Source organism: Mesorhizobium sp. CA14 (assembly GCF_020165195.1).
In the GTDB taxonomy this organism is placed as follows: domain Bacteria; phylum Pseudomonadota; class Alphaproteobacteria; order Rhizobiales; family Rhizobiaceae; genus Mesorhizobium.
On record NZ_JAIUHR010000006.1, the window covers coordinates 27,377 to 49,810 of the forward strand.

General features: G+C 62.3%; 22 protein-coding genes. 9 read left to right on the plus strand and 13 right to left on the minus strand.

The genetic code is table 11. From position 1 onward, the window contains the following. Positions 1–24 precede the first annotated feature (24 nt). Entirely contained in the window at positions 25–936 is a 912-nt protein-coding gene (locus LB565_RS09445; RefSeq protein ID WP_224583179.1) for a LysR family transcriptional regulator, read from the minus strand. Positions 937–1,183: 247 nt separating this feature from the next. On the opposite strand from LB565_RS09445, the gene LB565_RS09450 reads away from it, so the two are divergent. The 5 genes from LB565_RS09450 to LB565_RS09470 all read left to right on the plus strand — a co-directional run bounded on the left by LB565_RS09450 (position 1,184) and on the right by LB565_RS09470 (position 6,779). Continuing rightward, a complete protein-coding gene (locus LB565_RS09450) occupies positions 1,184–1,966 on the plus strand; it encodes a 3-hydroxybutyrate dehydrogenase (protein WP_224583181.1) in 783 nt (260 codons plus the stop codon). A gap of 22 nt (positions 1,967–1,988) precedes the next feature. Continuing rightward, entirely contained in the window at positions 1,989–3,140 is a 1,152-nt protein-coding gene (locus LB565_RS09455; RefSeq protein WP_224583183.1) for a patatin-like phospholipase family protein, read from the plus strand. A gap of 33 nt (positions 3,141–3,173) precedes the next feature. Beyond that, positions 3,174–4,568, plus strand: coding sequence for an NAD(P)/FAD-dependent oxidoreductase (locus tag LB565_RS09460; protein ID WP_224583184.1), 1,395 nt, complete (start codon positions 3,174–3,176; stop codon positions 4,566–4,568). An 18-nt stretch (positions 4,569–4,586) separates the two neighbouring features. Next, the gene (locus LB565_RS09465; RefSeq protein WP_224583186.1) at positions 4,587–5,933 is read left to right on the plus strand and encodes a dihydrolipoyl dehydrogenase family protein; all 1,347 of its coding nucleotides are present in this window, start codon (positions 4,587–4,589) and stop codon (positions 5,931–5,933) included. A gap of 141 nt (positions 5,934–6,074) precedes the next feature. Then, positions 6,075–6,779, plus strand: a complete 705-nt coding sequence (locus LB565_RS09470; protein WP_224583188.1) for a peroxiredoxin-like family protein — start codon at positions 6,075–6,077, stop codon at positions 6,777–6,779. Here LB565_RS09470 and LB565_RS09475 read toward each other — a convergent pair. The 11 genes from LB565_RS09475 to LB565_RS09525 form a co-directional block, all read right to left on the minus strand. Then, positions 6,763–7,668, minus strand: coding sequence for a LysR family transcriptional regulator (locus tag LB565_RS09475; RefSeq protein WP_224583190.1), 906 nt, complete (start codon positions 7,666–7,668; stop codon positions 6,763–6,765). The two genes, LB565_RS09470 and LB565_RS09475, sit on opposite strands and share 17 nt — an antisense overlap. Positions 7,669–7,984: 316 nt before the next feature. Next, positions 7,985–8,896 (minus strand): ABC transporter permease, encoded by a 912-nt coding sequence (locus LB565_RS09480; RefSeq protein WP_224583192.1) that lies wholly within the window; start codon positions 8,894–8,896, stop codon positions 7,985–7,987. Continuing rightward, positions 8,893–9,993, minus strand: a complete 1,101-nt coding sequence (locus tag LB565_RS09485; protein WP_224583194.1) for an ABC transporter permease — start codon at positions 9,991–9,993, stop codon at positions 8,893–8,895. Before LB565_RS09485 ends, LB565_RS09480 begins: the two co-directional genes overlap by 4 nt. After that, a complete protein-coding gene (locus tag LB565_RS09490; protein WP_224583536.1) occupies positions 9,990–11,513 on the minus strand; it encodes an ABC transporter ATP-binding protein in 1,524 nt (507 codons plus the stop codon). Before LB565_RS09490 ends, LB565_RS09485 begins: the two co-directional genes overlap by 4 nt. Positions 11,514–11,515: 2 nt before the next feature. After that, entirely contained in the window at positions 11,516–12,610 is a 1,095-nt protein-coding gene (locus LB565_RS09495) for a BMP family ABC transporter substrate-binding protein (protein ID WP_224583538.1), read from the minus strand. 26 nt (positions 12,611–12,636) lie between these two features. Beyond that, positions 12,637–14,016, minus strand: coding sequence for an amidohydrolase (locus LB565_RS09500; RefSeq protein ID WP_224583203.1), 1,380 nt, complete (start codon positions 14,014–14,016; stop codon positions 12,637–12,639). A 1-nt stretch (position 14,017) separates the two neighbouring features. After that, positions 14,018–14,677, minus strand: coding sequence for a glutathione S-transferase family protein (locus LB565_RS09505; RefSeq protein WP_224583204.1), 660 nt, complete (start codon positions 14,675–14,677; stop codon positions 14,018–14,020). Continuing rightward, positions 14,674–15,519 carry an aromatic ring-hydroxylating oxygenase subunit alpha gene (locus LB565_RS09510; RefSeq protein WP_224583205.1) on the minus strand — a complete coding sequence of 282 codons (846 nt, stop codon included), beginning with the start codon at positions 15,517–15,519 and terminating at the stop codon, positions 14,674–14,676. The genes LB565_RS09505 and LB565_RS09510 overlap by 4 nt, the downstream gene beginning before the upstream one ends. Beyond that, positions 15,516–16,166, minus strand: a complete 651-nt coding sequence (locus LB565_RS09515; protein ID WP_224583206.1) for a Rieske 2Fe-2S domain-containing protein — start codon at positions 16,164–16,166, stop codon at positions 15,516–15,518. Before LB565_RS09515 ends, LB565_RS09510 begins: the two co-directional genes overlap by 4 nt. 163 nt (positions 16,167–16,329) lie before the next feature. Continuing rightward, positions 16,330–16,563 (minus strand): acylphosphatase, encoded by a 234-nt coding sequence (locus tag LB565_RS09520; protein ID WP_411970626.1) that lies wholly within the window; start codon positions 16,561–16,563, stop codon positions 16,330–16,332. Between the two features lie 72 nt (positions 16,564–16,635). Then, positions 16,636–16,929: a hypothetical protein gene (locus LB565_RS09525; protein WP_224583208.1), complete on the minus strand. Its 294-nt coding sequence runs from the start codon at positions 16,927–16,929 to the stop codon at positions 16,636–16,638. 99 nt (positions 16,930–17,028) lie between these two features. Here LB565_RS09525 and LB565_RS09530 point away from each other — a divergent pair, with 99 nt between their 5' ends. The 3 genes from LB565_RS09530 (at position 17,029) to LB565_RS09540 (ending at position 19,035) form a co-directional block, all read left to right on the plus strand. Continuing rightward, positions 17,029–17,358, plus strand: coding sequence for a hypothetical protein (locus LB565_RS09530; protein ID WP_224583210.1), 330 nt, complete (start codon positions 17,029–17,031; stop codon positions 17,356–17,358). A 427-nt stretch (positions 17,359–17,785) separates the two neighbouring features. After that, complete coding sequence (locus LB565_RS09535; RefSeq protein WP_224583212.1) at positions 17,786–18,031, plus strand: hypothetical protein; 246 nt, start codon at positions 17,786–17,788, stop codon at positions 18,029–18,031. A gap of 29 nt (positions 18,032–18,060) precedes the next feature. Then, positions 18,061–19,035, plus strand: coding sequence for an alpha/beta fold hydrolase (locus tag LB565_RS09540; protein WP_224583214.1), 975 nt, complete (start codon positions 18,061–18,063; stop codon positions 19,033–19,035). 1,173 nt (positions 19,036–20,208) lie between these two features. Here the strand turns inward: LB565_RS09540 and LB565_RS09545 are convergent. Then, positions 20,209–21,138: a hypothetical protein gene (locus LB565_RS09545; RefSeq protein WP_224583216.1), complete on the minus strand. Its 930-nt coding sequence runs from the start codon at positions 21,136–21,138 to the stop codon at positions 20,209–20,211. A 101-nt stretch (positions 21,139–21,239) separates the two neighbouring features. Here LB565_RS09545 and LB565_RS09550 point away from each other — a divergent pair, with 101 nt between their 5' ends. Next, complete coding sequence (locus LB565_RS09550; protein ID WP_224583218.1) at positions 21,240–22,427, plus strand: FkbM family methyltransferase; 1,188 nt, start codon at positions 21,240–21,242, stop codon at positions 22,425–22,427. Positions 22,428–22,434 lie beyond the last annotated feature (7 nt).

Below are 22,434 nucleotides of genomic sequence, written 5' to 3' on the forward strand. Positions count from 1 at the left end.
CGCATGCTGCCTGTCCCGGCAAACCTACTCGGCGGCGGACAGCGCCTTCACCCGCTCGCCGAACCATTTCTTCTGCGTGGCCTCCCACACCAAAGCGCCGACCGCGGGCGAATGCCTGCGGCCGCGTACCGTGACGAGATTGACCTCGCGCCAGAATTCCGGCTCCGTGATCGGCAGAGGCACCACGCCAGGATGCTTGACGGTATGCTCGGGCATGAAGCCGAAGCCAAGCCCGGCAGCGATCATCGCCAATGTCCAGTCGTCACGATCGCTCCAGTAAACCGGACTGACCGTGACGCCTTGCTCGGCAAGGATGGCATCCGCGTAGCCCGCGAACTCGCAATTGTTGCGGTGGATGTAGCTTTCGTTGCTCATATCCTTCACCCGCACCGCGCGCTGATTGGCAAGGCGATGGGTCAGGTGAACAGCCATCACCATCTGCTCCTGGAAGAGCGGCAGAGCGTGCATTTCTTCGTCGGGGGCGTCTGAAGGCAATGCATAGATAGCTGCTTCGAGTTCACCCTCGAGCAGCCTTCTCCTGAGGCTCACCGCGTCCGCATCACACAGATGCAGCTCGACGCCCGGGTGGTGCGCCCGCACGGCCGCGATGAGCTCGATGATCTCGTCCGGAGCGATGGTGCTCATGATGCCGACCTTGAGCGGCATCTTCTTCAGGGTGACATATTGCTCGGCAATCTGCTTTGCCTGGCGAGAGTTCTCGAAGACTCCCTCGAGATAGGTCTCCACCATGCGGCCGAGCTCGGTGAGGTGAGTGAAACGGCGCTCACGATGGAAAAGCGGCCCGCCGAATTCATCTTCCAGGAGTTTGATGGCGCGCGACAGCGCTGGCTGCGTCACATTGCACCGCTCGGCCGCCCTCGTGAAATTCAGCTCCTTGGCGACGGCCAAGAAGTATCGGACCTGGCTGATCTCCACTGCACGCTCCCTCACTGGACGTGCATGGGCACGGCCCGAGTTGCCATGCAATCTTACTAGCTGCCCTTACGTCAAACAACCGGACCGGTCGATCGACATCCACGGCTTCAACGATCATCTGACCGTCAGCTATCGAATCCATGTCTCAACGGCATTTCCGCAGCTTGCGGCGGTTCACCATACTAATCATCAGATCCAGAGCCGGCCCGCACCCCGTCGCTCGTAGCGCAATCGGAAGGACAAGACGATGCTCAAAGGCAAGACAGCGCTCATCACCGGTTCGACCAGCGGCATCGGGCAAGGCATTGCCGAAGCCTTCGCGGCCAAGGGCTGCAACATCGTTCTGAACGGCTTTGGCGACGCCGCCGAGATCGAACGCCTGCGGGCCAAGCTTGCGGCCGATCATCAGGTCGCCGTTCGATACGACAATGCCGACATGAGCAAGGGCGACGCGATCACGGCGATGATGGACAAGGCCATCGCCGAGTTCGGCGCCGTCGACATATTGGTCAACAACGCCGGCATTCAGCATGTCGCGCCGATCGACGACTTCCCGATCGAGAAATGGGAAGCGGTCATGGCGATCGATCTCATGTCCTCGTTCTATACGATCCGGCGCGCGTTGCAGGCGATGAAGGCGCGCAAATGGGGTCGCATCATCAACGTGGCCTCGGCGCACGCGCTCGTCGCCTCTCCCTACAAGTCCGCCTATGTCGCGGCCAAGCACGGTGTCGCCGGCCTGACCAAGACCGTCGCGCTGGAAGTTGCCGAACAGGGCATCACAGTCAACGCCGTATGCCCCGGCTACGTGCTCACGCCGCTTGTCGAGAAGCAGATACCGGATACCGCCAAGGCGCGCGGTATCACCGAGCAGCAGGTGATCAAGGATGTTCTGTTGGCAGCGCAGCCTACCAAGCAGTTCGTCACCGTCGAGCAGGTTGCCGCGCTCTGCCTGTTCCTGGCTTCGGACGACGCGGCCTCGATCACCGGTGCCGTGATCCCGATCGAAGGCGGCTGGACCGCCCACTAGACGCGCACGAGGAGCGAAGGCGATGAACAAGATCACGCAAAACCTGTCCGTTGCGGGAGCAGAGGCGGCGACGGGACACCAGAGCGACGTCAAGCGTCAGACCGTTCTTGTCCTTCAAGGCGGCGGTGCGCTCGGCGCCTACCAGGCCGGCGTCTACCAGGCGCTGGTCGAAGGCGGCATCGAACCGCATTGGGTCATCGGCACGTCCATCGGCGCCATCAACGCCGCGCTGATTGCCGGAAACGAGCCCAGCGACCGTCTGGCGAGGCTCCGGGAATTCTGGGACGGCGTCAGCCGGAGCAGCCCATTCGACGAGTTTTTCCGGATGATGGTTCCAAGCAATGTCTTTGCCAATATGGGCACGGTGATGCGAGGCATCCCCGGATTCTTCGAACCGAATCCAAGCGCCATGTTCGGAGTCAACCGCGAGGTCGGTGTCGAGAACGCATCCTACTACACCACGGATCCGCTCAAAAGGACGCTGAACAATCTGATCGACTTCGACTACCTCAACGGGCGCCATACGCGGCTGACGGTCGGCGCGGTCAACGTCAACACCAGCGAGCTCAAATATTTCGACACGCGCGAGATGATCCTGTCGGCGGCGCATATTATGGCGTCGGGCGCCTTGCCGCCGGCGTTTCCGGCAGTCTGCATCGACGGCGAGCCCTATTGGGACGGCGGCATCTATTCGAACACGCCCATCGAGGTCGTGCTGGACGAGCGCCCTCGGCGCGACGCGCTGATCTTTGCCGTCAACATGTGGCAGCCCCGCGCCAACGAGCCGAAATCGATCTGGCAGGTCATGGGGCGGCAGAAAGACCTTCAATACGCCAGTCGCGGCCGGAGCCACGTGGCACGGCAGGAGCAACTGCATCGGTTGCGGCATGTCGTGCGCGAACTGGGAAGGCTCGTGCCGGAGGAGCGTCGCGAGGATCCGATGTTCAAGGAACTCGCCTCCTATGGCTGCCCGTCGGTCATGCACCTCGTGCGCCTGCTTTCGCCGCGTCTGGACGGCGAGGACCACACCAAGGATATCGACTTCACCCGCTCGGGCATACGCACGCGCTGGCAGGCAGGATACGAGCATGGGCAGCGCGTCCTCGCCGACAAGCCCTGGGAATGCGAGGTCGACATGCTGCAAGGCATCGTGATCCACGAATCCCAAGAGTGACGTGCCGCGCCGAGGAAGATACGGAGACCACCGATGCAGATCGTCACCCCCGGCATGCGGTTGATCCCGGAAGCTGTGCTCGCCAACAATGCTGCGCTGTTCCGCACGATCCCGGAGACTCCCTCGCATGCGGACAAGTCATTGCACCGCGTGATCATCGTAGGCGGCGGCGCGGGCGGCCTGGAACTGGCGACGCGCCTCGGCCGCAAGTTCGGCAACCGGCGGCTTTCCGTCACGCTTGTCGACCGAAACCGCATTCATATCTGGAAGCCGCTGTTGCATGAGGTGGCATCCGGCGCCTTGAGCGCATCGCACGATGCGGTCGAATACATCGCCCATGCCAGCCGCCACGGCTACCGATACTGCATTGGCGAGGTCGTCGGCATCGATCGTGCCAAACGCCAGGTTTTCGTCGCGCCCAGCTTCGACGATGACGGTCGCCAGATCATCCCGCCGCGCGTTCTGGGCTACGACACGCTGGTCATGGCCGTCGGCAGCGTGACCAATGACTTCGGCACGCCGGGCGCTGCGCGCCATGCCATTTCGCTCGACACCGCGGAACAGGCCGCCCGCTTCAACAAGCGCATGATAGACGCCTGCCTGCGCGCCAATGCGCAGTATGAGCAGCTTTCACCTGGTCAGCTTCATTGCGTCATCGTCGGCGCCGGCGCCACCGGCGTCGAACTGGCAGCGGAACTTCACAAGTCGATGCGCGAGATTGCGTCGCATAATCTCGACAACATCGATTTCGAAAGGCTGATCCGCATCACCATAGTCGAAGCCGGACCGAGGATCCTGCCTGCGCTGCCTGAGCAGATGGCGCGCGCCACGGCACGCTTGCTGATCAAGTTGGGCGTGCAGATACGCTGCGGCATCAAGGTCACCGAGGTGACCGAAGACGGTATACGGCTCGGCGAAAAGCTCTTTGTGCCTGCCGAATTGGTCGTCTGGGCGGCCGGTATCAAGGCGCCGGATTTCCTGAAAAGCCTCGATGGTCTCGAAACCGATCGCATCAACCGCCTGATCGTCGATGAAACGTTGCGGACCGTCGCAGACGAGAATGTGTTCGCGATTGGCGACTGCGCGAACTGTATGCTGCCGGGCGAAGAAAACGCCTTGCCGCCGCGCGCCCAGACAGCCCATCAGCAGGCAGGTCACATGGCCAGGGTGATTGCGGCACGTCTCGCGGGGCGGGGCCTGCCTGCGTATCGCTACCGCGACTATGGTTTCCTCGTCTCACTCGCCGACTACGGTGCGTTCGGCAGCCTGATCGGCGGACTGAAGATTGAAGGTCTCGTTGCGAGGCTCGTCTATCGCTCGTTGCACAAGATGCATCTCAGGGCGGTGCACGGCCTGGCGCGGACAACGCTGGCTTCGATCGGCGAGATGATCGTCAGGCGCGCCAGGCCGCGCATCAAGCTTCATTAGAGCGGCGGAGGCGATGCGATGGAAAAGTATGATGTCGTGATCCTGGGCGGCGGCAATGCCGGAATGGGCGTCACGGTTGCGACACGCGCCGCCGGACTTTCCGTCGCCATGATCGAGGCTCGCGATCTCGGTGGAACCTGTCCCAATCGCGGCTGCACGCCGAAGAAGGTGCTGGTCGCGGCAGCCCACGCGCTCGACGAGATCACAAGGGCCGGCGATCATGCAATAAGGATCGAACCGCCGCGGCTCGATTGGCGAGCTTTGATCGAGCGGGAAAAGGACATCATCAGAGACATCCCGTCCCGATTGTCCGGTTTGATGGCCAAGCGAGGCGTCGATGTCATCTACGGTCAGGCCACGTTTGTCGCCAGCAACGCCATCCGCGTCGGCAGTCGAGAATTCGAGGCCAGGAACATCGTCATCGCCACCGGCTCGAAGCCGCGCCCGCTGTCGATCCCAGGTTCGGAATTTCTGACCACATCCGACGATGTTCTGAGCGATCCTGTGTTGCCTCGCGCTGTCGTGTTCATTGGCGGCGGCGTTATCGCTTTCGAACTGGGCCACGTCTATGCACGCGCCGGCGTCGAAGTCACCATCCTCGAAGCGCTGCCGCAGCTTCTGGGAAGCTTCGACGTGGATGCCGTTGCTCAGCTGCGTGACGAGAGCGAGCGCCTGGGTATCAGCATCCATACCAAGGTCTGGGTCAAGCAGATCGAGGAGGTCGACGGGCGACTGCGGGTGAGGTTCGCGAAGGATGGCGCCGAATACCGGGTGAATGCGGATCGGGCTGTCAATTGCGCCGGGCGCGTGGCCAGTGTCGAGGGCCTCGATCTCGGCGCCGGCGTCATCGTGCATCGCGAAGGCCGCATCGAGATCGACGATCATCTGAGGTCCCGTTCCAACCCGGACGTCTATGTCTGCGGCGATGCAGTGTGGAATTCTCCGCAGCTTTCGCCGATCGCGACCTACGAGGGCGGCATCGTCGGCCGCAATATTGTCGACGGTCCGAAACACCGGCCCGACTACAGCCACATACCCGCCTCGCTCTACAGCATTCCGGCTGTGGCAACCGTCGGATTGACCGAGGCCAAGGCGAGGGAACGCGGCTTCATCATCAACGTCCACTCGAACGACATGCAAGGCTGGCTTTCGGCCAGGACTTACGCCGAGCCGGTAGCATGGTCGAAGATCATCGTCGAGGAAACGACAGACCGGATCCTTGGGGCTCACCTGGTCGGCCATGCCGCCGAAGAGCTGATCCACATATTTGCGCTCGCGATGAAGCACGGCATCACGGCACGAGAGCTGTCTAAGATGGTCTGCGCTTTCCCGACCTTCACAGCGGATATCAGGAACATGATGTAACGCGTCGGCTGGGGCCAGCGAAGTAGGACACAGGCCTGGCATGTGTCGATGCACGCAGGGCATCAAAACCATGCAGGAAAAACATGGCAATTGCCGAGGGGCTACGGTGGTAGGCTATGCCGGACGTGTGAAAGTGCAGACATGGCCGCTGACGACCAGGCAATGACATTCGAGCAATCCGTCCAGGCAGCCATCGAGCTTGATGCGCCTCTCAATGAACGGCTTGCGGTAATTGCCGCGGCGGTTCGCCGTCTAAACCCGGAATTCGCCGATGCCGTAGAGCGACTCGTGGACCGCCTCGAGAAGCAAGGGGCCGGCACAATAGCGCCAGCTCCGGGCGAAGCCATGCCTGGTTTCCTGCTGCCTGATGACGATGGCAGACTCGTCAGCCTCGCGGAAATCCTGGCAAAGGGCCCAGCCGTCATCACCTTTCAGCGCGGTCACTGGTGCCCTTATTGCCGCTTGAACGCCATCGGAATTGTCGAGGCGCAGCGCGAGATCGCGGAATTGGGCGGACAGGTGATTGCGATCATGCCGGAACGGCGCAAATTCGCCAAAGCGATGAAGGCTTTGGTCGGCGCACAGTTCCCATTCCTGATCGACATGGACAACGGGTATGCGTTGTCGCTCAACCTCGCGATCTGGGTCGGCGCGGAAATGGAGCGGCTTATGGGACTGGGGCTCGACATCCCCAACTATCAGGGCAACAGCAGCTGGTTCCTGCCGATCCCGGCCACATTCGTCGTCGGAACCGACGGGATCATTACCGATCGCTTCGTCGATCCGGACTACCGCCGTCGCATGGACATCGACGACCTGATCGTGGCGCTCAGGCGGGCTCGCTGACACCGAAGGACGACCAGTCGGCCGCCCGCAGCAGATTAAGCAGCGTCGTCGCGACAGGCGAGCGCTGCCGGCCCGCAACCGCATAGACCGAAACGACCCGCGAGACGTCCAGATCGCGAAGTTTGAGCCGGCGTGTGGTCGGGGATCGCGGCGCCGTAAGCGTGACAAAGCCCACTCCGGCATTGGCCTCAAGCAGTGCCAGGAGATCCTGGTCCGTCTCGACTTCGTGCGCAGTCCTGGGCGTATACCCCTTGGCGGAAAGACAACGCGCGAGTTCCTCGCTCGTCTCCCAATCGATCCGGCTGAGCACAGGTTCGGCGGCGAGTTGAGCCAGCGCGACATCGGCCTCGTTTCGCCGGGCGAGCGGGTGATCTGAATTTACGGCGAGCTCGATTCCTTCCTGAAACAGCGGCCATACGTCCAGCCGGTCCCAGGCCTGTCCGAGCGGACCGGCGATCGCCAACTCCACTTCGCCGCCTTTCAGCGCCTCTATCACGGCCGCTGGTGAGCCCCGGTGGATCTTGAGATGCACGCCCGGATAGGCCCGAAAGAGCTCGGTGAATGGTGAAACCAGCAGCGCAATGTTGACGCTGTTGGAAATGGTGACGTTGAGCGGCGCAACGTCACTGCTTTGCACCGCCTTGGCTAGTGACTTGGCGGAAATGGCTGCATCATAGCACTGTTGCAGCAACGGCAGCATGCGGCGCCCGAGTTCCGTGAGGTGCGAGTGCTGACGCTCGCGCCTGAGGAGCTCTCCACCTAGTTCCTCTTCAAGCGTCTTGATTGCACGCGTAAGAGCCGGCTGAGTGACGTTGCATTCCTCGGCCGCTCTGGTGAAATTCAACGTGTTAGACAGGGCCAAGAAATAGCGGACCTGCTGCATCTCCATGAACTTCCGCCCCCTCAGCGAAATGGTCGATTAGCGATTAAGCATGTTTGCAGACTACCGCAATGGTGGGGGCTCGGCAAAGCACATGCAGCATAAGTGTCCGCTTTCGCCATTCCGGCCCTGAAAACCGCCGGTCCGCATTTGGCCCCACTCACGACATTCGCCATGCTGTCACTAAAAAGCACGTCGCCCGGGATGGGATCAGCTCAGCATTTTAAGGCATGGACTTGAGGATTGCGTGCAGCCCTCATGCCTCAGATATGGCGCGACCTGAGCTCAGATGTCGGGTTATTGCGTGCCCGGGCGGCGAGCGACACTATTGTTCGAAAGGCTCTCCCAGCGAAGCCACGCCGTTGAGCTTGAGCAGACGCCGGTTCGAAGAAATGATGCCCAGCACGACGATTGTCACGAGATAGGGCAGGCTTGATAGAAGTTGCGAGGAAACGTCGAGCCCGGTTGTCTGGGCCGCGAGGCTTGCGAGGGACACGGCGCCGAAGAGGCAAGCACCAAGGAAGATACGGCTGGTGAGCCAAGTGCCGAAGACGACGAGCGCGATTGCTATCCAGCCGCGCCCGGCGATCATGCCATCGGCCCAGAGCGGAGTGTAGACCACGGCCGCGTAGGCACCGGCGAAACCCGCCAACGCGCCGCCGAAAGCGACCGCGGCGAAGCGCACGGCGATTACCGGATAGCCGAGCGCACGGGCCGCCTTGGGATTCTCGCCGACCGCGCGGATGACGAGGCCGGTCTTGGTGTAGGCGAACATCGCCCAAATGGCGACGGTCGCAGCAAGCGAAAGCCACACGACAATGTCTTGGGTGAACAAGCCACCGATGACCGGGATATCTGAAAGCCAGGGCAATGAGACCTTCGGAAGCCCTTTGACCGTGAGGCTCTCAAAGCTCTTGCCGAACAGCGCCGACAGGCCCTGGCCGAGGATGCCTGTGGCGAGGCCCGTCGCAACCTGGTTCGCCCGGAATCCCAGCGCCACGACGGCAAAGACAAGGGAAAGAGCGGCGCTGGCGAGACCAGCGGCGAGGAAACCCAGGAGATGCCCGCCGCCTTGATAGACGATGATGAAGGCGATGACTGCGCCGAGGGCCATCAGGCCCTCCACACCGAGATTGAGGACCCCGGCGCGCTCGGCCACCAGTTCGCCGAGCGCCGCCAGAAGGAACGGCGTAGCCGCCGCCAACATCCCGGCGAGGACGAATTCCACGGCGTTCATGGCGTGCTTCCGTGGGCGGCATGGCGCCATTCGAGCCGATAGCGGACGAAGGCGATGGCGACAAGATAGGAAAGCAGCAGGCTGCCCTGGAAGACCCTGACCGCAGCGACCGGCAGATTTGCCGAGACCATGGCGTTGTCGCCACCGATATAGAGGGCCGCCATGAGCAACGCGGAAAAGACGATGCCGACCGGGTGGAGGCCACCGAGATAGGCGACGATGATGGCGGCATAGCCGTAGCCGGTCGAGATAGAGCGTTGCAACTGTCCGAGCGGCCCGGCCACCTCGGCCGCTCCGGCGAGGCCTGCCGCGATGCCGCCGATGAGAAGCGAAAGCCAGATCGCGCGTCCTTCGTTGAAGCCGGCGTATCCGGCGGCACGCGGCGCGAGGCCGCCGACCTGCAGCTTGTAGCCCGCGAAACTCCTCTGCATGAACACCCAGGCCGCGAGGGAGAAGGCGCAGGCGACAAGCAGCGAGACGTTGACGCGGGTGCCGGGGATCAGGATCGGCACCATCGCGTCGTACTGGAACATCACCGATTGCGGGAAGTTGAAGCCGTTTGGGTCTTTCCAGGGGCCAAGAAGCAGGTAGTTGAGCAATTGCGCGGCAACGAGCGCCAGCATGAGCGATACGAGGATCTCGTTTGCGTTGAGCTTCACGCGCCAGAAGGCCGTGAGCGACGCCCACAGCGCGCCGCCCAGCGCCCCGATGACGAGCATGGAGGGCCAGATCCACTGGCCCGTTGCCTGCGGGAACCAGATGGGAATGGCCGATGCGAAGATCGCGCCGAGGATGAACTGGCCCTCGGCGCCGATGTTGAAGACCTTTGCGCGAAAGCCGATCGCAAGCCCCTGCGCGATCAGCAGGAGCGGCCCCGTCTTCAGCAGAACTTCCGAGAACGACGACCAGGACAGGAAAGGCTCCAGAAGCATCGCGTGGAAAACGGCTACCGGATCGCGGCCCATCAGGATGTAGAGGCCGAGATTAAGCAGCGTCGCCAGGGCGAGCGCGACGGGCGGGGCGACCAGCTTCACGGTAAGCGAGGCATGCTCCCGGCGAACCAGAAGGGGAAGGAACGGACCGGAGAGAGCGCTCATGCCGGGACCTTCCTGGCCGTTGAATGCGCGCCGATCATGTAGCGGCCAATCTCCTCGGGTCTGGTGTCGCGCGTCACCAGCGGCGGGCTCAGCCGGCCCTGATGGATCACCTGGATTGAATCGCAGAGTTCGAACAGTTCCTCCAGCTCCTCCGAGATGAGGAGGATGCCCATGCCCTCATTGCGCAGGGCGACAAGGCGCTGGCGGATGGCGGAGGCCGCGCCGATGTCCACGCCCCAGGTCGGTTGTGCCACGAACAGCAATTTCGGGGACAGCATGATCTCGCGGCCGACGATGAACTTTTGCAGATTGCCGCCTGAAAGCGCGCCGGCCTCCGCTTCAGAACCGGGCGTGCGCACGTCGTATTGCCGGATGCAGTTCTCGGTGAAAGCCTTCGCCCGGGCTGTGTCGACGAGGCCGCGTTTCAGCAGGCCGAACCGATGGGCGGTCAGAAGGCTGTTGAGGACGAGCGACATTTCCGGCACCGCGCCGCGGCCGAGCCGTTCTTCCGGAACGAAAGCGAAGCCCAGCTGGCGGCGGGCGGCCGCATCGAGCGCGCCGACATCCTTTCCCATCATGTAGATGCAATCGGACTTTGCGCGCGGCAGCACCGTTTCGCCCGAGATCAGCGCCGCGAGTTCGCTCTGCCCGTTGCCCGATATGCCTGCTATGCCGAGGATCTCGCCGGCACGCACCGTCAGGTTGACATCGCAAAGCGGCACGGCGAAGGGATCGTCAGGCTGATGGTCCAGGCCCACAATTTCGAGGCGCTTTTCGCCGCCGGAATGCGCCAACGCCCGCATGGGCTGCGGCATGTCGCGGCCGATCATCATACGGGCGAGGTCGTGCGCGTCATGGTTGCGCGGGTCTACATGGCCGGTGACGCGCCCGCCGCGCAGGATTGTCGCTCGGTCGCAGACCGCCCGGATCTCCTCCAGCTTGTGCGAGATGAACAGGATCGAAACGCCGCCGTCGCGCAGCCGCCGCAAAGTCTCGAACAGCTTGTCCACCGATTGCGGCGGCAGGACGGAGGTCGGTTCATCGAGGATCAGGAGCTGGGGTTCGGTCATCAGGCAGCGAATGATCTCCACCCGCTGCCGTTCTCCCACCGAGAGTGCGTGCACATGGGCAAGCGGATCGACCTCAAGTCCGAAGTCGCGGCCGAGCATGCGAATGCGCTCGGCATGGTCCGATTTGCCCTTGGGCACGACCAGCCGGATGTTCTCCACCACCGTCAGCGTCTCGAACAGGGAGAAATGCTGGAAGACCATGCCGATCCCCTTGCGCCTCGCATCCGCGGGGGAAGCGAGGGCCAGGGGGTCTCCTTTCCAGGTCGCCATTCCGGCGTCCGGCTGCTCGACGCCGTAGATCAGCTTCATCAGCGTCGACTTGCCCGCGCCGTTTTCCCCGAGGATCGCATGGATCGAGCGTGGAGCCACATCCAGATCGATGTCTCGATTGGCATGGATCTGGCCGTAGCTCTTGGAGATGCCGCGCAGCGACAGGAGCGGGACGGTCACGGTCACTTGGGCAGCGGCGTGGTGACACCCTTGACGTGCCAGTCCATGGCAACGATCTCGGCTCCCGTCATCGTCTTGCCGGCGGGTACGCCCTCGCTGCCGTCGGCCTTGACGATCGGACCGGTAAAGGGCGAGAAGCTGCCGTCGGCGATCTTGGCTTCAACATCCTTGATCCTGGCCATCATGTCGGCCGGGATACCCGGGTTCCAGTCAACGACCTCGACCACCTTGTCGCCGACACCCAGGAAAGCGTTTGCGCCCTTGAAGGTGCCGGCGATGTGGGCGTCGACCGAGGCCTTGAAAAAGGGCGACCAGTCGGTCGCCACGCAGCCGAGATAGGTTTTGGGCGCGTATTTCTTCATCGACGAGTTGAGGTTGAAGGCGGGGACGCCGGCCTCTTCGCAGGCCGAGACGACGGAGGGCGTGTCCTGCGCGTTGGAGAAGATCACGTCGCATTTCTGCGCTAGAAGCGCCTTGGCGGCCTCCTGCTCCTTGGCCGGATCGAACCAGGAGTTCACCCATACGACCGAAACCTCGACATCGGGCTTCACCGCCTGCGCTCCCAGCGTGAAAGCGTTGATGGAGGTGATCAGCTCGGGAATGGCGAAGGCAGAGACCGAGCCGAGCTTGCCAGTCTTCGAAAGCGCGGCTGCCGCCATGCCCATAAGATAGGTGCCCTGGGAATATTGGGCCGCGAAGGGCGAGAAGTTCGGCGCCACCTGGAAACCGGAAGCGTGCAGCACGGTTACGTCCGGATTGCGACGCGCGATCTGCAGGGCGCCGTTCTGATAGCCGAAGGAGCCGGCGACCAGGAACTTGTTCCCGTCGGCGACCGCCTTGTTCATGATCCGGTCGGCATCGGGTCCTTCCTGTATGTTCTCGATGATGGTCACCTTCACCTTGTCGCCGTAGGCTGCCTTCACAGGCTCAAGCCCGTCGGCGAGCGCACGGCCCCAGCCGACATCGCCGACCGGCGAGGGGACCACGAGCACGATGCCCAGAGGTTCGTCGGCGGCAAGCGCGCGGCCGCCCACCGCCGCGACGAGCCCAGAGGCGGCCGCGCCTTTCATCAATGTTCTGCGGGTAAGATTTGTCAGCATGTCGGTTCCCCTTGTTTTGGTTTCTAAAATTCCACTGTCGCAAGCGCCGCCTCGGCTTGCGCGAACAGCCTGGCCTCGTCGAGCCCCGGGAATTCGCCTTTGGCCCAGACGATGCGGCCGTTGATCATGGTCATGTCGGTCGGCGCGCCGATGCCCACCTTGGCCAGCAGGCTCAGCGGATCGTGCCGCGTGCCGACATAGTCCATGCGCCGCGTGTCGAGGGCGAAGAGGTCGGCGGCCATGCGGGGCGCCAGCCTGCCGATGTCGCCGCGTCCGAGCAATGCCGCGCCTCCGGTCGTCGCATAGCCGAGAAAATCGGCCGGCGGCGGCACCGGATGGTCGCGCGTCGACGCCGACAGGCACTGCAGCATGTAGGCAGAATGGATGCAGTGCATCAGGTTGGAATTGTCGTTTGAGGCGGCGCCGTCGCAGCCCAGACCCACACTGAGTCCGAAGGCCGACATCGCCGGAATGTCGGTGATTTCGGCGCCGACGAGATAGACCGGTTCCGGGCAGTGGGCGACGCCGGTGCCGCTCGCGGCCATCTTGCGCAGCTCGTCGTGGGTCAGTTCCCAGCAATGGGCATAAAAGGTATCCGGCCCGCAGAAGCCGATGTCCGCGCAATAGTCCACCGTGCGCATGCCGTGACGGGCCTCGATTAGCGGGCTTTCGCCCTCGCCGACATGGGTATGCATGCGCACCCCGCGGTCGCGCGCCAGCGCCACCGATTCCACGAAGGTGTCGCGATAGCAGTTGACTGGCTGGCAAGGCGCGACGACGACCTGCCGCATGCCGAAGGGACCGGCATCATGGTAGGCGTCGATCAGCCGGGCGCAGTCGGCGATGAATTCATCGGTCGTTTCCAGCATGGCGTCGGGGATGGTCGAGCCTTCCGATCTGGGCAGCGTGTTGCCGCCACGTCCGGCATGGAAGCGCATGCCGAGCAGTTCGGCTGCTTGGAACTGCCGGTCGATCAGCCGCTTGCCCGCCTGCCGCGGAAAGCAATACTGATGGTCGAATGCCGTCGTGCAGCCGTGCTTTATCAGCTCGGCCATTGCCGTGACCGATGCGTGGTAGAAGCATTCCTCGGTCAGCCGCGAGAAAATGGGATAGATGCGGTCGAGCCATTCGATGACCGACAGCTTCGTCCAGTCCAGATCGGCGCGGTTGCGCACGAAGCATTGAAAGAAGTGATGATGGGTGTTGACGAGGCCCGGATAGACGAACCAGCCAGCGGCGTCCTGCGTGATTGTTCCAACGGGCAGCTCTGCCTTGTCGAGGCCTGCGCCGATGGCCCGTATTGCCGGGCCGTCGGTCAAGACATCGACATTGCGTCGGATGTCCGGACCGTTGCCCTCGTCCACGATGACCGCAGCGCAGCCCTTCAGCAAATAGCCCGCCACGTCAGGCCTCGCCGACTTCGAGGACGGGCGCGGGTGTCAGTTCGTGCAGCCGGTGGATGCCAGGCATCTCGATGAAGCCCTCGAGACTGCGGACCGCCCGTGACCAGAGCCGGATCGCGGGATAGGGGTCGAGCGAAACGCCGCCGTCCGGCGCCAGCGCAACATAGGGAAAGCAGGCAACGTCTGCGATCGTCGGTCGATCCGACGCGAGGAAGCGCTGGCCGCGGATATGCTGTTCGACGAGGCCGGCTTCCAGCTCCCGCAGGGCCGCTATTCCCTGCTCCCGAAGGGCGGCGATATTGCCCGGACGCAGCAGCATCTCGTGCAAGCGCGCCGCTCCAAGGCTCGCGGTCAGCCGGTGCGAAAAGGACAGCCATTGCTGGACGCGCGCCGCCCGCCCGGCCGTATCATTGCCCAGCCATTGGGCTGCCGCCTTCGCGGCGAGATAGACCAGCATGGCCGAGGATTCGGTCAGCACGAGGTCGCCATCCTCCAGGATCGGGATCGACCCCGCCGGATTGAGCGCCATGAGCTCAGGACCGCGATGCTCGCAACCGGGATGGAAGTCGACAGGGCGAATGTCGAGCGTCATCCCGATCAGCGCAGCCATGAGGCGCACCTTGTAGCAGCTCGGCGACAGCGCGTAGTCGTAGAGCTTCATTGCGCCACCAGTTGCGCGCCGTAGGTGTAGCCGTGGCGTTTCAGCCAGCGCCGGTAGGCAACCGAGGTAAGGTCGGCGCGTGTGGGAATCTCCATGCCGGGATCGAGCGGCAGCAGCCTCGGAATCTGGTTTTCGAGGATCGACCGGTCCTGAACGAAGATCGTCTGCTGGAAATGGATCAGGTCGGTCATCGGTGTTTCGTCATCGAACAGCGCCATCCATGGCCAGACGTCGCACAGGTCTTCGGCAAGTGGCTGCACGAAAAGTGTGATGACGTCCCATTCCGCCGGGCGAGGCGGGCAGGTCTTGTAGAGCACCGAGCAGGTCGGCGCGGGAACGCGGTACATGTATTCCGTGGTGATGCCACCTTCCGCCGACTTGGCGGCCTGCGGTTGGTAGAACTTCACCTGAGTGGCCCAAACCTCGTCTTCGTCCTCTCGGATCTCGACCTTGTAGTTCTGCACCTCCGTATGCGGCTCGGCCCCCAATATGTCGGTGTGCACGAAAGGAAAATGCGCGATATCCAGGAAGTTCTCCACCGCACGCAATGGCGAGCAGCGCACGCGCACCACCCCGACATCGACGAGCCGGCGGCCCGGCTGATCGGCCTCGGGGATCGCAAACAGCGGCTTTTGTGGATCACCGAGCGATGACCAGACATGGCCATAGCGGATGCAGGCCGGCAGGTCACGTCCGTTGCCGCCCGTGACCTTCGCGTTTCCGTCTTCGCCGCGCCTCACCGCGATCGGCTCGCCCATCAGGGCCGTCACGCGCCCATGCGCATCGAGCTGGCTAGCAAGGCCGACAGGGTACCATCCGTCGATCATCGTGTTGCGGGTCATCGGGCGATCCCGGCGCGTGCAATATCCTCGGCCGCCCGCCGCAGCGCCTCGGCGGCCCTCGACGCGGCGATACGCTCGTCCGGATTGCTGTTCTCGTCCACCAAAACATGCATCAGCGTGCGCGCCTGCCCATCGGGAGCAAGCAGCAGCCAGACGGCCCGGTCATCGTGGGTGTAGTCGAGCAGACCTCCGGCGGCCTTCGTACCCGCGGCCGCCTCCAGCGCCACGATGCCCGCTTCCACCACCATGGAGCGGAGCGGCGCAAGGCCTTCGAACCGCGGCGGGCCGGCGGCGGGTTCGCCAACCGAAATCCATATGATGCCGCCGCCATCCTCGACGTGCTGCGTCGCGACACGAATCGTGTCCGGCGGCGTCAATGCCGGATGGGCCGGAATGCGCTGGCAGTTTCCCGCCTTGGCGTAGCTCCAGCCGTGATAGATGCAGGCCAGGGTCTCACCTCGTACGAAGCCGTGGGAAAGGCGCATGCCGCGATGGGGGCATCTGTCGGCGAAGGCCGCCGCACGGCCGGAGCGGGTTCGCCAAAGGGCAACCGGTCCGGCCGGGGATTGCGCCGGCATTACGGTTCCCGCCGGCAAGTCCGCGGAGAGGGCAACAGGCATCCATGAGCCGGGGGGATAAGGCGGCATGCATCAACTTTCAAAACGGCACCAGCATCTTCCCGAGCGAAGCTTCGCGGTCAAGGATATGCCGATACGCCGGGTTAGGTTTGCACAACATTTCCTCACTGGCAATAATGCCTAAAAAAGGTGCATGACACCTCGGCAAGCAGAGGGCCGCAGGCCCAGAAACCTAGCCCGATTCGCTCTCGATCGGCGCCCGGCGGATGGTTTCGACCCAGACATCGATTGGTCCAAGAGAGCACCCCATCTCCATCATGTCGATGAGTTCGGCCGGACCGGCAATGTCGAGTTCAATGCGGTCGGGACCGGCAAAGCATATTTCCTGCGCGAGCCCGAGCTTGGCGGCATGACGCTCGATCCACGGAAGAAAGGATGCCACCTGGACATCGCCGAGGATCGTCATGCGCTCCCGCCAGGAACATCGATTTTGCCCGCTCATAGAAAACCTCGGCATGAAGCTGATATATCTATCTATCTATCTATCTACATCGTGCTCAATCGCTGAAGCATCTGCTTTTGAGAGCGTCGTTACGCCAGACCTGAATTCGAAGATGGAATGACCGCTATGTCGCCTTGGAGCGGACAGCGTAAGCGGCAAAGAAGCCGAGAGCATGATGGTGAACAAGAGGAAGATCCAGAAGCCATAGGCCGCCGTGACGAACTTCGAGGCCGGGCCTCCCTCGCCATGCCCGGCCGCCGAGAGCAGGCCGAGGCTGCGGCCCAGCCGATGCGGGTCGCGCGGCGCGCCGCCAGCCGTGATGTCGCTCATGCCGAGCGATCATCCATCGATCCATTCGTTCCTCGCGGTTTCGGCTTTGCGGGAACCTCGGCGCCACGGTCCGGTTATCTCGCTGCGAGGAGGCGCTCGATGAACGCGACGAAAGAATTCCTGCTCAGCTGGCTGGAGGAGAATGTCGGCAATTTGCCTGCCGATACCGAGGTCAGCGTTCCGATGTTGGCGCAGCAGTTCGAGCAGGACGCCGACGCCGCCGGCTACGGTCGCGAAGTGCGGGAGCAGGAGGTCGGCAACATCGAAGACGCCATCCAACGCGCTCTCGATAAAACCGCCGAGGGAAACGGAGAGGTGGAATCCGGTCCCGATGAGGAGAATTCACTGGCGCCGGTTGTCGATGCCCTGGAGGCCGTCGAGCCCGAGACTTCGGACGACGCCGAGGGCCGCGCGAAGCCGGCCAGCTAGCGGCTCTCCTTCTCCAGCCTCGCGACGACCGCGTCCAGAACCGCCTTTGGGCAGGTTTCTCCCCCGCGCAACGTTTCGAACAGCAAGGCGACCAAACTTTCCAGTGTTCCGCCATGATCCTTCGACAGCTTCGAAGCGGCCTGCGTGAGCGCTTCGAATTCCAAAAAGCCGAGGGGGAATTGCTAGACATTATTCCTCCGCCGCGAGGCGGATACAGGAGGCAACCGGGCGCGTGCCGCATTCCTAGAAGCGCAGCGGTCCGGCCTCAACAACATTTGTTTCAGAAGCAGCTATCGGTTCCGTCTGCTTGCGGAGCCAGCGGCGGCTGCGCGAGGCGCGTCCCAGCCGCTCACGGAACAAAGGCGGGCCGCAGAGGTTTGGAGCTGCTTCCCACAAGCCGCAGACACTTGGTCAGCAGAGGTATCCGATGACGAAGCCCCATCAAAGCGACGATCCCGCCCGATCGGCCCCAAGCAGCGACCGGACCGGCCAGCATGCAGGGAAGGACAGGGATTCGCCGCAAGAAGATCCCGCGGAAGGCTCGCGCGAGATTGTGGATCGTGAGCTCGCCCGACAAAAGCGGTCGTCCGGAGCTGAGAACAAGGAACCCGAGCAGGCCCTGCGGGATCAGGTCGAGGAAGAGACAAAGCTGCCTCAGAAAGGGTCGGCCTGATCGCGGCGAGCAGCGACGCGACTGCTCTCATGACGGCAAGGTCCAGGCTTAACCTGCTTCTGTTGCTTGCGGCGGCAACGGCTGGGCTGGCGCTCTACAACGATCTCCTTGCGAGACGGGTATTGGCCGGACGCCCGCTCGGGCGCTTCATCCACCTCCGCGGAACGAAGCTGCATTTCCTGGAGGCGGGACATGGGCAACCATTGCTGCTCCTGCACGGCAACGGCGCTTCGGCGGAGGACTTCACGACAAGCGGCATCTTCGGCGAAGCCGCTGCCAAATATCGCGTGCTTGCCTTCGACAGGCCCGGCTTCGGCCTGAGCCCACGCCCGGCGGGCGGACCTTGGACCGCCGGCGCCCAGGCCGATCTCATCCAGGCTGCGGCCGAAAAACTCGGCGTCGAGCGCTACATCGTTGTCGGCCATTCCTGGGGGGCTGCCGTAGCGCTCGAGATGGCGCGTCGGCATCCCCGATCCGTCGCCGGTGTGGTCGTTGTCGCTGGCTATCATTATCCGCCGCCAAGGCTGGCGCTTGCCATCTCCGCGCTCCCGGCGGTGCCCCTGATCGGGACAGTGTTGCGTCACGCCGTGCTGCCTTCGCTGGTCAGGCTGAACTGGCGCTGGGCAATGAAGAAGATTTTCCACCCGGCAACGATCGCGACACCTTTTGCGGCAACGACAAGGGGATTGGCAAGCCGGCCATCGCAGCTGCGGTCGATCTCTGCGGAATCCTTCCTGATGCTGGCCTCGGCACTGTTCCCAAATCGCCGGTACGCCGACATCGCCGTTCCTGTCGGGATAATTGCCGGCGCCGGCGATCAGCTGTTCGACGCCAAGGCCGAGGCGCGGCGGCTACAAGCCGAGATAAGCCACTCGCTGCTGGATATCGTCCTGGATGCCGGACATATGGTGCATCAAAGCAGGCCGCAGGCGGTTCTAGCCATGATCGACAGGGTAGCTGCTCTCGCGAGCGTCGCCGGCCCGGTCTTTGGGACCGCTCTATGATGCGACAGCTCCGAGGACGCGCACCATCGGGTATCGATCGGTGTCGCTGCGAGCCCAAAGGGGCGGCCGCCAAGTGGGTAGCGACGATAACTTGCGTATTTTATAAAATAATGAAATACGACGTGCTCTTCCGTTGGGGAATGTGCAGGAGATGTATTTTCCGCAGTTTTTGTTGGGGATGCTCGCGACACTCAGCGCCGTGGTAGCGTGGGTTTTCACTGCCACCGGATCAGTGTGGCTTGCCGGCGTTTGGACCGTAACAGCAGCACTGCTTTTGCAAATGGGGTACTTCGGGCTGCTCATCGGCCTGACATACCAAGATCCGCACGTTGACCAGCCGGGCGCACAGGCCCTTAAAAGACAGCCAGCCAACAGGTCGAGATAACGCTTCTAAAGATCTCCATGGCGCTCGTCCCCATTGATCGCCAGATCAGCCCCAATGTCCGAATTGGGGCCGTTTCTCCGCTGGGAAAGCCCTGCCTGTCTAGCCACTCGCCCAAGCTCTCCACACCGACCGCGTCGGGCGCCAGCCCCAGCTGTGACGCTTGAGAAGCAGTGGCGGATGCGATGCTTGGCGCGGGCGGCCCGGCCGGTAGCGGGGTAGACCACGAGCCGGGCCTGACCGACGCAGGCTTGTTGGGCATACCGCCGGCTAACCAACTTTATCAGCAGTCACTGACGCTTCCGCCATGTGAACGGATGACATGTATCAGCCTCGAACACCAAGCTCGGCATAAATTTTGCTTCACCTCCAGCGGCGGAGGCGAAACGATGACACTTGCACGCGAACTGTTCGAGACTGATCTAACTTTCCATTGCCCCGGGTGTGAAACTGCGGTGGTCCGGAAAGGATCATGGATCAAGAGCGCCAAAGTCTTCATCTGCGACGCCTGCAACACGCAAACTCGCCTCACATATGGGCTTAAGCTCGCTATCTTCGATGCGCATCTGCATCCCAACGCGCCGCCTGGCTTGCCAGCGACCAGAGGGCAGAGCCGGCGGTAAACAAGCCTGGCATCATCGCGGCATGTCGTGCTGCCGCAGCCACAGACCGCGGCGGCAAGCATCACGGTTGGGGCAAATCAGGAAGTGCGGTTTGGCGCGCTTCCAGCAGTCGCCATGCCCCAGGGCTCACCAAACCGGGGATTGGTTCTCAGTACCCCGGCATGCTCCTCACTTTGTGCCTGGCGGCATTCCCAAAAGCTCGCCTAAGCGGAGCGGCAAGTGAGGTGAGGCGTGCAACTCGGCACAGCTGTCTTTCCATCGCTCGAGATAGTTGGCGACCGGAATGCCGCTCCGACCAGGCCAGCGATTGAGGGCACCGACGGCCTCGATGGATTCTGAAACCTGCTCGTATTCTTTTAGAACGGTCAAGGACATCGCTTGCGCAAATGGATTAAGACCCGGAATTTCGATCTCGCTGCGGTGGTCGGCAAACCATGCTGCGGGGTCGCGGGTGAGGCCCTGCGTGTCGGCGAACGCCTCATAGCCTTTGATGATGTTCTGGCGGTATTCAGCAATGGCATCGCCGAAGGCATTGTCGCCGGGGAAGGGTGGGTTTTGTTTCCAGCCTTTCGCCAGATGCCCTAGGCCACGCAACGAGAAAGCCTCCACGATCGCTTCCTCCAACCATTGGCATGGGGGCGCCGGCTTGGCGTCGGCCTGCCAACTGTTCGCAAAGACATGGCCGAGCTCATGCCCGAACTGATAGGCCAGCTTCGACCAGTCGCGTTCGCCGATGTCGACGATGATCCATGCCATGCTGCTGCCGTCCGGATGAAGCCAGATGGCAGGCTGTCCTGAAGTGTGCTCGTCGACGCGAAGCCGCGCCGGCTGGCGGTCGGAAAGAAGGCGGACACCATCAAGGCAGGCATGACGCATGCGATCAACGACCTGTTCGGCGGCGCGCGGAAGCATACGCCCCCAATCGCCAGCGAGTTCGATCGGGGCGGTGAGGAGGGAGATAGGAGGAGATACGGAAGAGGCGCGCTTCGGCATGATACCCACACTGTTGTCCGAACCGACCCAACGCAGCAGCGATGAAAAAGTTGGCCTTGCGGTTAAAAATCCAACTGTCGCCAAAATGAGCCTGCGCCTTTCCATCTCGCGCCTCCTAGCTGCTCGCATAAGATTGAGCTATCGTTCTGCAATGTGCGCGTCAAAGAACGAAAGAAATAGGCGCCAGGCCGAGTCATGAGGGGAATGTGGGCGAGGCAATCTATTCGAAAATATTTACTGGGGAAAGCCTGGCGAGCTGGCAGGTGGCCCATGAGATGTTCACTCGGATCGAGGAAGGAGCGCTTATAGTCTCTGACTCAATTGCTTCGAGTTATCATCTCTTGAGGCTCTATGGCTCGGAATTCGTGTTCCGAATGATAACGATTAGATGCCTCCTCAAATTTTTACCGACCGCGTCCGCAAACTTCTACATTCACCATTTCGGCGATCTGAACGTTGCGGAAATTGACGCCCGAGGAGTAGTCGTTGACCGCGGGATTAGCCATGAAATATCGGTTAACTCCCCCGAGTCTGGTTTGCTCGACATCCAGGTCACGTTCGTCAACTGCCATCCCACGATCTCAATCGGTTGCTCCGACCGCGGCCACCCTGTTTATGCGGGAACAGGGCGCGATCAATTCGCTTTGCAGAGTATTAGTGTCGCAACATTTGAAGCGACAGAACAACTCTCGCGAATACCGTCGGAGGATCGAATTACGCTTGTCGATGTGGGAGGGCAGGGCGGCTTGCAGACGAAGTGGATGTTGAGGGCCGATCGAATTACGCCGATCCTGTTTGAGCCGATAGCCTCCGAGGCGGCTGCGGTTAGGAGGACCCTTTGCAGAATCCCAGGCGCAAGGGTCGTAGAGAAAGCCCTTACCAACGCTTCCGGCAAGCAAACACTTTACATCGCAGCGGCTTCGGGCTGCTCCTCGCTGCGGGAGCCCAACTTCGATATCTTACAGCATTATTCCATAGGATGGATATTCCGCACTATTGGCACGCAAGAGGTCGAATGCACCCGCTATGACGAATTAGCCCGCACGATTGGGCTTCCACCCCCCGATGTAATCAAAATAGATGTCCAAGGGCTCGAATACGAGGTATTGACCGGCTTTGGCGACCTCCTGGGGGAGTGTCTTGCGATCGAACTGGAAACTCATATAGTTCCGATATATCGCGGCCAAAAATTGGTTGGTGACCTCGTTGCTCTGTTGTGGGATTGGGGCTTCTCTCTACGACAGATCAAGCAAGTCCCTAATTTTGACGGCGACGCGATCGAGTTTGATGCTCTGTTCTCAAAGCGAAGAGATAAACTTGGATCTCTTTCGAAATTAGCCGAGCGGAAGTTGGCCATAATTCATGAAGTTCTGCAAATCAGTTCGGGCCCCTGATCAGCAG